Consider the following 12956-nt stretch of genomic DNA (forward strand, 5'->3'; position numbering starts at 1 on the left):
CGGCCCTGCAGGCCTTCTGTGTTAGGCTTTCGCACCTATCCGACAGTCGCCGCTCCACAGGAGTAACCATGCGTGTGACCCGCCTTTTCGCAGCCATGGCCCTCGGCCTGGTCAGCTCCATCAGCCTTGCCGACGATCCGGACCAGGCCATTCGCAAGACCCTCGCTAGCCTTGACCTTGGCCTGCCTGTCGAGTCCATCGGCGAAAGCCCGCTGGACGGCATCTACCAGGTCCAGCTCAAGGGCGGCCGCATGCTCTACACCAGCGCCGATGGCCAGTACCTGATGCAGGGTTACCTGTATCACGTGCAGAACGGCAAGCCGGTGAACCTCACCGAGCAGTCCGAAAGCCGCTCCATCGCCAAGGAGATCAACGCGATCCCCGCCGGGGAAATGGTGGTCTTTGCGCCTAAGGACCAGCCGGCCAAGGCCCACATCACCGTCTTCACCGACACCGATTGCGGCTACTGCCAGAAGCTGCACAGCGAAGTACCCGAGCTGAACCGTCGCGGCGTCGAAGTGCGCTATGTCGCCTTCCCGCGCCAGGGCATCGGCAGCCACGGCTACAACACCTTGGTCAATGTCTGGTGTGCCAAGGACCGCCAGGCCGCCATGAACCAGGCCAAGTCCCGCCTCGACGTGCCTGCCGCCAAGTGTGATAACCCGGTGGCCAAGCAGTTCGAACTGGGCCAGATGATCGGCGTGAACGGCACCCCCGCCATCGTTCTCGGCAACGGCCAACTGATTCCGGGCTACCAGCCCGCGCCGCAACTGGCCAAGCTCGCGCTCGACGCCAAGTAAGGCGAGGGCGCCGGCTCGATTGACCAACAATCGGGCGCTTCGTAAAGTGCGGTTCTTTTATACGGCCGGCGATTCGCCGGCCGTTTTTCGCAGTGAAATGGGGAGTTCAGCGTGAAGCCGGTAAAAGTAGGCATCTGTGGCCTGGGGACCGTCGGTGGCGGCACTTTCAACGTACTCAAACGCAACGCCGAGGAGATTGCCCGCCGTGCCGGGCGTGGAATCGAGGTTGCCCAGATCGCTGCCCGTCGCCCCAACCCGAAGTGCGAAACCGGTGCCACCCCCATCACCGCCGACATCTTCGACGTGGCCAACAACCCTGAGATCGACATCGTCATCGAACTGATCGGGGGCTACACCCTTGCCCGCGACCTGGTACTCAAGGCGATCGAGAACGGCAAGCACGTGGTCACCGCCAACAAGGCGCTGATCGCCGTCCACGGCAACGAGATCTTCGCCAAGGCCCGCGAGAAGGGCGTCATCGTCGCCTTCGAAGCCGCCGTTGCCGGTGGCATCCCGGTGATCAAGGCGATCCGCGAGGGCCTGGCCGCCAACCGCATCAACTGGCTGGCCGGCATCATCAACGGCACCGGCAACTTCATCCTCACCGAGATGCGCGAGAAGGGCCGTGCCTTCGAGGACGTCCTCAAGGAAGCCCAGGCCCTGGGCTACGCCGAAGCCGACCCGACCTTCGACGTCGAAGGCATCGACGCCGCTCACAAGCTGACCATCCTCGCCTCCATCGCCTTCGGCATCCCGCTGCAGTTCGACAAGGCCTACACCGAGGGCATCTCCAGGCTCACCAGCGCCGACGTCAACTACGCCGAAGCCCTGGGCTACCGCATCAAGCACCTGGGCGTGGCCCGCCGCACCAGCAGCGGCATCGAGTTGCGCGTGCACCCGACCCTGATCCCGGCCGACCGCCTGATCGCCAACGTCAACGGCGTGATGAACGCCGTGATGGTCAACGGCGATGCCGCCGGCAGCACCCTCTACTACGGCGCCGGTGCCGGCATGGAGGCCACCGCCTCCGCCGTGGTCGCCGACGTGGTGGACGTGGTCCGCGCCCTGACTGCCGACCCGGAGAACCACGTACCGCACCTGGCCTTCCAGCCGGATGCGCTGTCCGATCACCCGATCCTGCCGATCGAAGCCTGCGAGAGCGCCTACTACCTGCGCATCCAGGCCAAGGACCACCCGGGCGTACTGGCCCAGGTGGCCACCATCCTGTCCGAACGTGGCATCAACATCGAATCCATCATGCAGAAGGAAGTCGAAGAGCAGGATGGCCTGGTGCCGATGATTCTGGTTACCCACCGGGTCGTCGAAGCGCGCGTTAACGACGCCATCGCCGCACTGGAAGCCCTCGACGACGTGGTGGGCAGCGTAGTCCGCATCCGCGTCGAACAGCTCAATTAACTCGGAGCCGCCCGCGCGCAGGCCCGCCCGGTGCTCAGACGCCGCCGGACACCGCGCTGCCGGCGGCTCGAACCGAAGGTTTGAAGAAATGCGCTATATCAGCACCCGCGGCCAGGCCCCGGCCCTGAACTTCGAAGACGTCCTGCTGGCCGGCCTCGCCAGCGACGGCGGCCTCTACGTCCCGGAAAACCTGCCGCGCTTCACCCAGGAAGAAATCGCCTCCTGGGCCGGCCTGCCCTACCACGAATTGGCCTTCCAGGTGATGCGCCCCTTCGTGACCGGCAGCATCCCGGACGCCGACTTCAAGAAGATCCTCGAGGAAACCTACGGCGTCTTTGCCCACAACGCCGTCGCGCCGCTGCGCCAGCTCAACGGCAACGAGTGGGTGCTGGAGCTGTTCCACGGCCCGACCCTGGCCTTCAAGGACTTCGCCCTGCAACTGCTCGGCCGCCTGCTGGACTACGTCCTGGCCAAGCGCGGCGAGCGCGTGGTGATCATGGGCGCCACCTCCGGCGATACCGGCTCGGCCGCCATCGAAGGCTGCCGCCGCTGCGACAACGTCGACATCTTCATCATGCACCCGCACAACCGCGTGTCCGAGGTGCAGCGCCGGCAGATGACCACCATCCTCGGCGAGAACATCCACAACATCGCCATCGAAGGCAACTTCGACGACTGCCAGGAAATGGTGAAGGCCAGCTTCGCCGACCAGGGCTTCCTCAAGGGCACCCGCCTGGTGGCCGTGAACTCGATCAACTGGGCGCGGATCATGGCCCAGATCGTCTACTACTTCCACGCCGCCCTGCAGCTGGGCGGCCCGGCGCGTTCCGTGGCCTTCTCGGTGCCCACCGGTAACTTCGGCGACATCTTCGCCGGCTACCTGGCGCGCAACATGGGCCTGCCGATCAGCCAGCTGATCGTCGCCACCAACCGCAACGACATCCTGCACCGCTTCATGAGCGGCAATCAGTACGTCAAGGAAACCCTGCACCCGACCCTGTCGCCGTCCATGGACATCATGGTCTCGTCCAACTTCGAGCGCCTGCTGTTCGACCTGCACGGCCGCAACGGCGCCGCCATCGCCCAGTTGATGGACACCTTCAAGCAGGGGGGCGGCTTCAGCGTCGAGCAGGACCGCTGGACCGAAGCGCGCAAGCTGTTCGACTCCCTCGCCGTTACCGACGAGCAGACCTGCGAGACCATCGCCGATGTCTACAAGGAGTGCGGCGAGCTGCTGGACCCGCACACCGCCATCGGCGTACGTGCCGCCCGCGAATGCCGCCGCAGCCTGTCCACTCCCATGGTCACCCTGGGCACCGCGCACCCGGTCAAGTTCCCCGAAGCGGTGGAGAAGGCCGGCGTTGGCCAGGCCCCGGCGCTGCCGGCGCACCTGTCCGACCTGTTCCAACGCGAAGAGCGTTGCACCGTGCTGGCCAACGACCTCAAGCAGGTCCAGGCCTTCGTTGCGGCGCACGGCAACCGCGGCAAGCCGCTCTGAGCTGACAACGGCCATGAAAAAGCCCCTGGCGAGTGATCGCCAGGGGCTTTTTGTTGTTCCGGGGCGGATCAGTCCGTGCTCTCTTTCCCCTGCGCGTCCTGTTCCGTCACTGCAGGCACGCTGTTCTCCAACTCCAGTGGCGCTCCCCAGTCTGTCATGTCCACCGGCGTGGAGACGGCGCGCTGTCCGGGCACATAGACGTCATAGTCGATGCTGTAATTGATCTTCATGTCCGGTTCCCTGATGTCGCGTATCACCTGCCAGGCCATGGGCCAAGGGGCGTTCGGCAGCTGGGGCGGTTTCTGGAAAATCACATAATCGCTGCCCTGCTGGCTCTGATAGAGGATCTTGATTTCATATTTCATGTCCTTTCTCCCTGTCTCCGTCAGGCCCCGTGTGCAACGGGGCAGGCACCGATCATGGGCCAGTCCCCACCCCGTTGCCGGTTGATGGCTGTTCACAGATGCAACCTGAAAAAGGCCGGCACCTCTCAGGGGGCCGGCCTTGTCCAGATACGTGCAACGGTTGATGACGGCCTCAGTCGTTGGCCAGGTTCCAGCGATGCAGCAGACGGTGGGCGAACGGGGTGACCACCACGCCGAGCGCCACCAGGAAGACGCTGTCCAGGAACAACCCATACAGCGCCGCGAAGTATTTGCCGGCCAGGCTGCTCGGTGGGTGGGCGAGGCTTACCGAGCCCAGCATGGAGAGGGCGTTCAGCGTGGCCTCATGCCAACCCAGACCCTCCAGCATGTAGAAGCCCACGATTCCCGGTAGCAGGCCCAGCATCAGAAAGGCCAGGGCCATCGCCTGGAAGCGCAGTGCGCGCAGTATGAAGTGATCCAGTCGGGCCAGATCCTCGGTAAAACGTTCCATTTTTCACCTCTCCTGGCGCCCGTGCGGCGCAGTGCTGACGTCGGCCCCTGATCCTAGCCCAGGTGCTGCGGGCTTCGGCGCCGCGCGCCCTCTGTTCCGAGCCATCCCACGTCATGCAGGGTGAATGCCGCAGGAAGCCAGACGCGAAGAAGCCCCCGGCGATCACTCGCCGGGGGCTTCTTCATTCGGGACGCCAGGGCTTCAGCGGGCGATGAAGTCGAAGGTCCACAGGCCGCTCGGGCGGGTCAGGGTCACGTCCACTTCGGTGGCGGTGATGGGCGCCACGTAGCGGGTCATGTCCGAGAAGTTCTGCACGATGTAGGTCTGCCCGATCATGGGCGGCGTGGCGACCATGAAGTAGAAGTTGGGCTCGTACTCGAAACTCACGGTCATGCGCGAGTCCACCTTGGGCATGGTCACCACCGGGCGGCCGTTGACGTACCAGTTGCTGTCGAACTGGGTGTAGGGGTTGGTCTTGTTGATCACCCCGCACTGCTGGGGCGTCAGCTTCTCCAGCGCCAGCGACGTGGAGGCCGGCTCCAGTTGCGGCGACAGGCCGCTCGGGCTGACCGCCTGCAGCAGTTGGCCGGGCAGGATGGGGCGACGCCCAGAGATGATCTGGTTGCCGGCCTTCTCGCCGAGGCTGCTCACGTCGGTTTCGATCACCGCCTCGTAGTCGAAGGACTCCGTGGCACCGGCCGAGCCGGTGAGCACCTGCCAGGCGTGGACGCGGTAGTCGCGCTGCGGGTTCTGCGGCTTGAGGAAGACCAGCACGGTCTTGCCTTCCATGTCGTCCACATTGAAGTTCACGTTGAAAGTCGTCATGTCCTTTTCTCCTTGGTTCCGTTGTGACCCCGGCGAATGCCCGGGTCTGTGTTCCTGACGGCCGGCAAGGGCGGCTGTGAAGTGCCATTTCGTTGCGTGCGGGATGTCGGTGCCGCCTTCACGGATGCAGCCGCATTGCGTCTTGCCTGCTGGGCACTTTTCGCCCAGTCCAGTCAAGGAGAAATGCCATGGATCGCTTCGTTAACGTATTGCCGCTCGGCCTGCTGGCCGCCTGCTGCAGCCTCCCGGCCCTCGCCCAGATCGACTGCTCTGCCGGTGCCGCCGGGGTCAACCCGGTGCCGGTTCAGATCGGTGGCGGCCTCGCCAACAGCCGTATGAACCCGCAGATCAACCAGCGCCACATCTTCTGTGGCGAGGTCAATGCAGGAGGGGGCGCGGTGGGTTTCCATGCTCGCCCAGCGGGTCATGACCCGCAGTTAGGTACACGCGCCGCGGCCCCTCTCGCCGCCCAGATCACGGGGGGCGTGCGGTACATCGTCCAGCCCGGCATCAATCATCCCGGCCCTTATCGCTACCTGGGTGGTGGCATCCAGATTGCCAATGCCGCCGGTGTGATGGTGCCGAAGGGGGGGGCGGGTTCTTCAACCTTCTTTCCGGACAGTTGCAGCCAAGTGCAGGTAGTCGCCTCGATCCGCTACGCGTACACCCACCCCTTCAGTGTCATCGGGGGAGCTGGCGGTGCCTTCGCCGGGCCTTCCGCCCCAGCGGTGGGGGCGGCCGGATATTGCACCGGCGAGGCGGGCAACCCCTTTACCATTGGGGGCTTCGTCAATCAGATCGGTGGGCTCTGGACGCTGAACACGGCCTATCCCATCGGTAACTTCTGATCGTTGGCCCACCTCGCGTGCGAGGTGGGCTCTCCGTGGCGCCCTCTCAGGGCTGCAGCCCCTGGCACAAACCGCCCACCTGCTGCCTCAGTTGATCGCGGGCCAGTTGCACCCGCTTGCGCAGGTTGGGCTCCTTGATCTGCAGGTGACGCGCCAGGTCGCCGTAGGCCATGCCGTCCACGCAATGCTGCCAGAGTGCATCGCCGAGGTTGGGCGGCAGTTGGCGAAGCGCCTTGCCGAGGGTCTCTATCGCCTCGTGAAGACAGGCCTGGTGCTCCGGGTCGTTACCGCTGGCGGTGTCGGCCGGGTGCAGGTCCAGCCAGTCGAGGCTGCAGGTGGCCGGGGTGCTGCGCAGCCGGTCGATGCAGTGGTTGCTGGCCACTCGTCGCAACCAGGCTGGGAGGTTCTCGATGCGCTCCAGGCGCTGGGGCTCGCGCAGCAGCAGGGTGAAGAGTCGCAGGCGCAGTTCGCTGAGGGCGTCCTCGGCATCCTGCCGGTTTGCAGTGAGTTGCTGGCAGCGTCTGCGCAGCAGGGGTTCATGATCGATCAGAAGTTTCCATACATGATGCGGCGTGCCTGTCTCGAGGCTCGCGTCCGGGTTGCTCGCCATGCTCGTACCTTTCCTTGTTGGGGCCGGTGGCGGTGCTGCAGGGGCAGCCCTTGCCAGGCCGGCTGGAGCAAGCAGGACGAAAGGTTTCCCGGGTTTGTGAAGGTGCCCCTCAAGGGGCGGACGGCGCCCCGATGGATGGGGCGCGCGGAGAGAGGGCTAAAGGCGGTGTAGGGGTGTCAGATTGCGCCGGCGGCGCGCAGGGCGTCGATGCGGGCCATGTCGTAGCCCAGTTCGCCGAGCACCTCGGCGTTGTGCTGGCCCAGCTCCGGGCCGATCCAGTCCGCCGAGCCGGGCGTGTCCGAGAGCTTGGGCACGATGCCCGGCATGCGGAACGGCTGGCCGTCCGGCAGGCGGGCCTGCAGCAGCATCTCCCGGGCGAGGAACTGCGGGTCGCTGAACATGTCCTCGGCGGAGTAGATGCGGCTGGCCGGCACCTCGGCGCGGTTCAGCGTCTCCAGCACCTGCTCCAGCGGCAGTGCCGCCACCCAGCGGTCGATCACCCCGTAGAGCTCGTCGCGGCGCGCATCGCGGCCGTCGTTGCTGGCCAGTTGTGGGTCGTTGGCCAGGTCCTCGCGGCCGATAGCGAGCATGAAGCGCTTGAAGATCGCATCACCGTTGGCGCCGATCTGCACATGCCGGCCGTCCGCGCTGGTGTGGATGGAGGAGGGGGTGATGCCGGGCATGATGTTGCCGGTGCGTTCGCGGATGAAGCCGAATACGTCGAACTCCGGGACCATCGACTCCATCATCGCGAACACCGCCTCGTAGAGCGCCACGTCCACCACCTGGCCGAGCCCGCCGTTCACCTCCCGGTGCCGCAGGGCCATCAGCGCGCCGATCACCGCCCACAGCGCGGCGATGGAGTCGCCGATGGAGATGCCGGTGCGCACCGGCGGGCGGTCCTCGAAGCCGGTGATGTAGCGCAGCCCGCCCATGGACTCGCCCACCGCGCCGAAACCCGGCTGGTCCTTCATCGGCCCGGTCTGGCCGAAGCCGGACAGGCGCACCATCACCAGCTTCGGGTTCAGCGCGTGGATCACCTCCCAGCTCAGCCCCAGTTTCTCCAGCACGCCGGGGCGGAAGTTCTCGATGAGGATGTCCGCCTCCGCCAGCAGGCGTTTGAGCACCTCCAGGCCCTCGGCATGCTTGAGGTTGAGGGTGATGGACTTCTTGTTGCGCGCCTGCACGAACCACCACAGCGAAGTGCCTTCGTAGAGCTTGCGCCACTTGCGCAGCGGGTCGCCGCCGTCGGGCGACTCCACCTTGATCACCTCGGCACCGAACTCGGCGCACAGGCGGGAGGCGAAGGGGCCGGCGATCAGCGTGCCGAGTTCGATCACTTTCAGGCCGGCGAGGGGCTTGCGGGAGGTGTCCATGGTCGTCCGGGAGGGCAGTGGAAAAGGTCGCGCTAGCCTAGACGATCCCTTCGCCCCTGGCAGCCACCGGCGTAACGCGAACCCGGTCGCGCCCCGGGACATCCGTGCTGTCCCTGGCCGGCGTCGACAGGTCTAATCGGGGTCCGTCAATCGGGGGGAAATCGTCTCGTCTATTACATGTGAGTTGTTGCGAGATCACATGTGATGGTCTAGGCTCCGTCCCCATGCAGAAATCATCCGCCCACTACCAGCGACTTTTCCGCCAGCGCCTGCGTGACCAGGGGCTGGTCAAGAAAGAGGTCTGGATCCTCCCCGAGAACGCCCGCGCGCTGCTCGCGGTGGAGCGGACGCTGCGCCAGCCCCAGCCGGGGCCGGTTCACCTGGAACAGGAGAATGCGATGGAGATGCCGCAGATCTGGAACGCCCGCGCGCTGTGCGACGCCCTGGCCGCCACCGAGCTGTTCCGCCAGGGCGAGGCTCAGGTGGAGCTGATCGAAGGCGCCGAACCGAGCCTGCTGGTGACCATGCGCGAGTTCGGCGACCTGCCCCTGTTCCTCGCCGTGCAGGGTGAGCAGATCCTCGTCGAGTCGCTGCTCTGGCCGCAGTCCGAAGTCCGTGACGTGGCGCGCTTCAACGAAGAAATCCTGCTCAGCCGCCAGCTCTTTCCGCTATCCAGCATCGGTTTGGAGACGCGACCAGGCGGCGAGCGTTGCTACATCATGTTCGGCGCTTTGAGCGCCCGTTCGATCCTGTCCAACGTGCTGTTCGAGATCGAGACTCTGGCCAGCAACGTCATCCGCGCCACGGAAGCCTACGAAGGCTACCTGGCGCCCCAGGCCTGACCCCGGAGAAACCCATGAACGTATGGAGCAAGCTGATCGACGCCCTGCGCGGCGGCCTCGGCGAAGCCGGCGAGGCGCTGGTGGACAGCCAGGCCCTGCGCATCCTCGACCAGGAGATCCGCGACGCCGACCAGGCCCTGCGTCAGGCCCGCGAAGCCCTGGCCGGCGTCATGGCCCGGCAGAAGCTCGCCGACGAGCGCGCCGCCCAGTGCCAGGCCAAGGTCGACGAATACGAAGGCTATGCCCTCAAGGCCCTGGAAAGCGGCAACGAGGTCCTGGCCCGCGAAGTGGCGGAGAAGATCGCCGAGCTGGAAGCACAGCACCAGAGCGAGCGCGCCCAGGCCGAAGGCCTAAGCGCCCAGGTCGCCCAGTTGCGCAAGGCCGTGACCCAGGCAGAGGCCAATATGCGCCACCTCAAGCAGCAGGTGGACACGGTCAAGGCCACCGAAAGCGTGCAGCGTGCCCAGCAGGCCGTGGCCCAGCGCCAGGGCGATACCCACAGCCGTCTGGGCACCGCCCTGGACTCGCTGGAGCGGCTCAAACGCCAGCAGGCCGAACGCGCCGCGCGGCTGGAGGCGGCCGAAGAACTGGCCAGCGCCGAGCGCGGCGACGACCTGGAGGCACGCCTGCGTGCCGCCGGCATCGCCACCGGCCCCAGCAGCGCCGACAGCGTCCTGGCGAGGCTCCGGGACCGGCGCTGATCCACCCGACTGCGGCCCCCCCGCCCTGTTTCAAGGACTGGAAACGAACGATGGACCTCTTCCTGATCACCGCCCTCTCATTCCCCACCGTGGTGTTCAGCTTCCTGCTGCTCATCGCGGTCATCTACTGGACCGTGGTCGCCTTCGGCCTGCTGGAGGTGGACCTGCTGGACGTCGAGGCCGACTCCCTGCTCGAAGGCAACGGCAACGCCGAAGGACTCGCCGGCCTGCTGTCGAAGCTCAAGCTCAACGGCGTGCCGGTCACCCTGGTGCTGACCCTGCTGTTCTTCTTCGGCTGGTTCATCAGCTACTTCGTCGAACTCTGGCTGCTCGGTCAACTGCCCCTCGGCTGGCTGCGCTACCCGCTCGGGCTGGTGGTGATGATCGGCGCCCTGGTACTGGCCGTGCCCATCGCCGCCACCCTGTGCCGCCCCCTGCGCCCGCTGTTCCTCAAGGCCGAGGCCACCAGCACCCGCAGCGTCATCGGCCAGACGGCCGTGGTGCGCAGTGGCCGCGTCACCCACGAGCAGGGTGAGGCCGTGCTGGAGGACGGTGGCGCCGGGCTGATCCTCAAGGTCCGTGCCGACCAAGCCCTCGGGCTCAAACGCGGCGATCGCGTCGTGTTACTGGAATACCTGGAGGCGCAGCACGCCTATCGGGTCATCACCGAGGACGAATTCCGGGGCCTCTGACCCCCGGTGTGCCTCAGCATCAAAGGAGAATGATTGCAATGAACCTAGCCTCGCTGCTGCCCATCCTGATCGGCGCCGGTCTCGTCGTCCTCGTGGTCGTCGGGCTCCTGGCCCTGTTCAAGGCCTTCTACATCAAGGTCCCGCAGGGCACCGCACTGATCGTCAACGACATGTCCTCCACCCCCAAGGTGCACTTCACCGGCGCCCTGGTGTACCCGGTCATCCACCTCAAGGAGTTCATGCGCATCTCGCTGATCACCCTGGAAGTGGACCGCCGTGGCAAGGACGGCCTCATCTGCCGTGACAACATGCGCGCCGACATCACCGTCGCCTTTTACCTGCGCGTCAACGAAACCCAGCAGGACGTGCTCAAGGTGGCCAAGGCCATCGGCGTAGACCGCGCCTCCGACCGGGCAGCGGTGAACGAACTGTTCAACGCCAAGTTCTCCGAAGCGCTGAAGACCGTCGGCAAGCAGTTCGACTTCGTCGAGCTGTTCGAGAACCGCCAGGACTTCCGCGACCGCATCATCGAAGTGATCGGCAACGACCTGAACGGCTACGTGCTGGAAGACGTCGCCATCGACTACCTGGAGCAGACCGCCAAGCACTCCCTCGACCCGAGCAACATCCTCGACGCCGAAGGCATTCGCAAGATCACCGAGCTGACCGCCAACCAGAACGTCATCACCAACGAACTGGAGCGCAACCAGGAACTGGCGATCCAGAAGAAGAACGTCGAGACCCGCGAAGCCGCCCTGGCCCTCGAACGCCAGCAGGCCGATGCCGAGGCCCGGCAGAAGCGCGAGATCGAAACCATCCGCGCCCGCGAGGAGGCCGAGACCGCCAAGGTCAAGGAAGAGGAGCGCCTCAAGGCCGAGCAGGCCCGTATCCAGGCCCAGCAGGAAATCGACATCCGCGTCGAGAACCACCAGCGCGAAGTGGAAGTGGCCCAGCAGAACCGCCAGCGCGCCGTGGTCATCGAAGTGGAGAAGGTCACCCGTGCCAAGGACCTGGAAGTGGTCGCCCGCGAGCGCGAAGTCGAGCTGCAGCGCATCGAAAAGGAAAAGGCGCTGGAAGAACAGCGCAAGAACATCGCCAACGTGATCCGCGAGCGCGTCGCCGTCGAGAAGACCGTCGCCCAGGAAGAAGAGCGCATCAAGGAAGTGCGTGAGGTCTCCGAGGCCGAGCGCGCCAAGCAGGTCATCGTGCTCCAGGCACAGGCCGAAGCCGAGCAGGAGCTGGTGCGCCAGGTCAAGCAGGCCGAAGCCGACGAAACCCGCTCCAAGCACAAGGCCGTCGAGATCAACAACCTGGCCCAGGCCGAGCTGGAAGCCGCGGCCAAGCAGGCCGAAGCCAAGAAGCGCATGGCCGAAGGCATCGAGGCCGAGCGTGCCGCCCCCGGCCTGGCCGATGCCCGTGTGCTGGAAGCGACCGCCGCCGCGAAGGAGAAGGACGGCCTCGCCGATGCCCGCGTACGCGCCGAACAGTTGATTGCCGAAGCCCGTGGCGAGCAGGAGAAGGGCCTCGCCGAAGCCCGCATCCTCGAAGCCCAGGCCGCCGCCAAGGAGAAGGACGGTCTTGCCGAAGCCAAGGTGCTGGAAGAGAAGCTCGGTGCCCAGGCCCGTGGTGAAGAACAGCTCGGCGCCGCCAAGGCCAAGGCCACCCACGACCAGGGCAGCGCTGAAGCCGACATCCTGCTGCAGCGCCTGAGTGCCGAGGCCGAAGGCCTGGGCAAGAAGTTCAGCGCCCTCGACGCCCTCAGCGACAGCGCCCGCCAGCACGAAGAGTTCCGCATGCAGCTGGAGAAGAGCTTCGAGGAAGCCATGGCCGCCATCGCCGCCAACAAGGACATCGCCAAGGACCAGGCCGAAGTGCTCGCCACCGCCATGGCCCAGGCGAAGATCGAGATCGTCGGTGGCGAAGGCGACTTCTTCAACTCCTTCGCCAAATCGCTCTCCGTGGGCAAGGCCATCGAAGGCGTGGTGGGCAAGAGCCCCGTGGTACAGGACGTGCTCGCCCGCCTGCTCAACGGTCGCACCCCGGCCGTCGCAGCCAAGGCTGACGCCGTACCGGCGGCCGAAGCCTGATCGAGCGGGCCCCGGAACCCCCGGGGCCCGACACCGCGCACAGGGTCCGCCCCGCCTTGCGAAAGGGGCCGGGCCCGCCTACCCGCCAAGAGGAATCCCGCCATGGCCGAATCCCGTGATTACCTTGAGCTGTCCTTCCGCTCCATCCACTGCTTCGCCAACGACGGTCGTCTGGACGTGCACGAACTGGCCGCCCTGCTGGCCATCGCCGAGCGCGACGGCGTCATCGACGACAACGAGAAGCGCGTGCTGAAGAAGATCCTCGCCCACGTCAGGCCCGAGGAAGTCGACCCCACCCTGCGCGAGCAGATGGCCGAGGTCGCCCGCAAGATCGGCGCCTGAGCCCAGGCCCCGCGCCCCCGCGTACCCGGCCCCTCCACCCGAG

The 12956-nt window shown here is 66.0% G+C and carries 14 protein-coding genes; 9 read left to right on the plus strand and 5 right to left on the minus strand.

Translation table 11 applies throughout. The features are described 5' to 3' along the window. The first annotated feature begins 68 nt into the window (after positions 1 to 68). The 3 genes from A7D27_RS05370 to thrC all read left to right on the plus strand — a co-directional run bounded on the left by A7D27_RS05370 (position 69) and on the right by thrC (position 3714). A complete protein-coding gene (locus A7D27_RS05370; RefSeq protein ID WP_069559282.1) occupies positions 69 to 800 on the plus strand; it encodes a DsbC family protein in 732 nt (243 codons plus the stop codon). A 111-nt stretch (positions 801 to 911) separates the two neighbouring features. After that, positions 912 to 2216 carry a homoserine dehydrogenase gene (locus A7D27_RS05375; protein WP_069559281.1) on the plus strand — a complete coding sequence of 435 codons (1305 nt, stop codon included), beginning with the start codon at positions 912 to 914 and terminating at the stop codon, positions 2214 to 2216. An 88-nt stretch (positions 2217 to 2304) separates the two neighbouring features. Then, entirely contained in the window at positions 2305 to 3714 is a 1410-nt protein-coding gene (thrC, locus tag A7D27_RS05380) for a threonine synthase (protein ID WP_069564297.1), read from the plus strand. A 68-nt stretch (positions 3715 to 3782) separates the two neighbouring features. Here thrC and A7D27_RS05385 read toward each other — a convergent pair whose 3' ends face one another. The 3 genes from A7D27_RS05385 to A7D27_RS05395 all read right to left on the minus strand — a co-directional run bounded on the left by A7D27_RS05385 (position 3783) and on the right by A7D27_RS05395 (position 5415). Then, positions 3783 to 4079: a hypothetical protein gene (locus A7D27_RS05385; protein ID WP_069564298.1), complete on the minus strand. Its 297-nt coding sequence runs from the start codon at positions 4077 to 4079 to the stop codon at positions 3783 to 3785. 172 nt (positions 4080 to 4251) lie between these two features. Next, entirely contained in the window at positions 4252 to 4590 is a 339-nt protein-coding gene (locus tag A7D27_RS05390; RefSeq protein WP_069559278.1) for a hypothetical protein, read from the minus strand. A gap of 201 nt (positions 4591 to 4791) precedes the next feature. Further along, positions 4792 to 5415 (minus strand): hypothetical protein, encoded by a 624-nt coding sequence (locus tag A7D27_RS05395; protein ID WP_044405879.1) that lies wholly within the window; start codon positions 5413 to 5415, stop codon positions 4792 to 4794. 188 nt (positions 5416 to 5603) lie between these two features. On the opposite strand from A7D27_RS05395, the gene A7D27_RS05400 reads away from it, so the two are divergent. Beyond that, entirely contained in the window at positions 5604 to 6263 is a 660-nt protein-coding gene (locus A7D27_RS05400) for an EndoU domain-containing protein (protein ID WP_069564299.1), read from the plus strand. Between the two features lie 46 nt (positions 6264 to 6309). Here the strand turns inward: A7D27_RS05400 and A7D27_RS05405 are convergent, their stop codons facing one another. Then, positions 6310 to 6873, minus strand: a complete 564-nt coding sequence (locus A7D27_RS05405; RefSeq protein ID WP_069564300.1) for an RNA polymerase sigma factor — start codon at positions 6871 to 6873, stop codon at positions 6310 to 6312. A 176-nt stretch (positions 6874 to 7049) separates the two neighbouring features. Beyond that, positions 7050 to 8249 carry a CaiB/BaiF CoA-transferase family protein gene (locus tag A7D27_RS05410; RefSeq protein WP_069564301.1) on the minus strand — a complete coding sequence of 400 codons (1200 nt, stop codon included), beginning with the start codon at positions 8247 to 8249 and terminating at the stop codon, positions 7050 to 7052. Positions 8250 to 8473: 224 nt separating this feature from the next. Here A7D27_RS05410 and A7D27_RS05415 point away from each other — a divergent pair, with 224 nt between their 5' ends. The 5 genes from A7D27_RS05415 (at position 8474) to A7D27_RS05435 (ending at position 12913) form a co-directional block, all read left to right on the plus strand. Continuing rightward, the gene (locus tag A7D27_RS05415; RefSeq protein ID WP_069559274.1) at positions 8474 to 9091 is read left to right on the plus strand and encodes a YjfI family protein; all 618 of its coding nucleotides are present in this window, start codon (positions 8474 to 8476) and stop codon (positions 9089 to 9091) included. Between the two features lie 14 nt (positions 9092 to 9105). Beyond that, the gene (locus A7D27_RS05420) at positions 9106 to 9792 is read left to right on the plus strand and encodes a PspA/IM30 family protein (protein ID WP_069564302.1); all 687 of its coding nucleotides are present in this window, start codon (positions 9106 to 9108) and stop codon (positions 9790 to 9792) included. A gap of 50 nt (positions 9793 to 9842) precedes the next feature. Then, positions 9843 to 10484: an OB-fold-containig protein gene (locus tag A7D27_RS05425; RefSeq protein WP_069564303.1), complete on the plus strand. Its 642-nt coding sequence runs from the start codon at positions 9843 to 9845 to the stop codon at positions 10482 to 10484. Positions 10485 to 10522: 38 nt separating this feature from the next. Continuing rightward, positions 10523 to 12571 carry a flotillin family protein gene (locus A7D27_RS05430; RefSeq protein ID WP_069559271.1) on the plus strand — a complete coding sequence of 683 codons (2049 nt, stop codon included), beginning with the start codon at positions 10523 to 10525 and terminating at the stop codon, positions 12569 to 12571. A 102-nt stretch (positions 12572 to 12673) separates the two neighbouring features. Beyond that, entirely contained in the window at positions 12674 to 12913 is a 240-nt protein-coding gene (locus tag A7D27_RS05435; RefSeq protein ID WP_069559270.1) for a hypothetical protein, read from the plus strand. Positions 12914 to 12956 lie beyond the last annotated feature (43 nt).

The organism is Pseudomonas sp. 1D4, from assembly GCF_001728925.1.
Lineage (GTDB): Bacteria > Pseudomonadota > Gammaproteobacteria > Pseudomonadales > Pseudomonadaceae > Metapseudomonas > Metapseudomonas otitidis.

Excerpts from the sequence above, each read along its gene's own strand:
- A7D27_RS05370 (WP_069559282.1), top strand. The coding sequence starts at position 69 with ATGCGTGTGACCCGCCTTTTCGCAGCCATGGCCCTCGGCCTGGTCAGC.
- thrC (WP_069564297.1), top strand. The coding sequence starts at position 2,305 with ATGCGCTATATCAGCACCCGCGGCCAGGCCCCGGCCCTGAACTTCGAA.
- A7D27_RS05385 (WP_069564298.1), bottom strand. The coding sequence starts at position 4,079 with ATGAAATATGAAATCAAGATCCTCTATCAGAGCCAGCAGGGCAGCGAT.
- A7D27_RS05390 (WP_069559278.1), bottom strand. The coding sequence starts at position 4,590 with ATGGAACGTTTTACCGAGGATCTGGCCCGACTGGATCACTTCATACTG.
- A7D27_RS05395 (WP_044405879.1), bottom strand. The coding sequence starts at position 5,415 with ATGACGACTTTCAACGTGAACTTCAATGTGGACGACATGGAAGGCAAG.
- A7D27_RS05400 (WP_069564299.1), top strand. The coding sequence starts at position 5,604 with ATGGATCGCTTCGTTAACGTATTGCCGCTCGGCCTGCTGGCCGCCTGC.
- A7D27_RS05405 (WP_069564300.1), bottom strand. The coding sequence starts at position 6,873 with ATGGCGAGCAACCCGGACGCGAGCCTCGAGACAGGCACGCCGCATCAT.
- A7D27_RS05410 (WP_069564301.1), bottom strand. The coding sequence starts at position 8,249 with ATGGACACCTCCCGCAAGCCCCTCGCCGGCCTGAAAGTGATCGAACTC.
- A7D27_RS05415 (WP_069559274.1), top strand. The coding sequence starts at position 8,474 with ATGCAGAAATCATCCGCCCACTACCAGCGACTTTTCCGCCAGCGCCTG.
- A7D27_RS05420 (WP_069564302.1), top strand. The coding sequence starts at position 9,106 with ATGAACGTATGGAGCAAGCTGATCGACGCCCTGCGCGGCGGCCTCGGC.
- A7D27_RS05425 (WP_069564303.1), top strand. The coding sequence starts at position 9,843 with ATGGACCTCTTCCTGATCACCGCCCTCTCATTCCCCACCGTGGTGTTC.
- A7D27_RS05430 (WP_069559271.1), top strand. The coding sequence starts at position 10,523 with ATGAACCTAGCCTCGCTGCTGCCCATCCTGATCGGCGCCGGTCTCGTC.
- A7D27_RS05435 (WP_069559270.1), top strand. The coding sequence starts at position 12,674 with ATGGCCGAATCCCGTGATTACCTTGAGCTGTCCTTCCGCTCCATCCAC.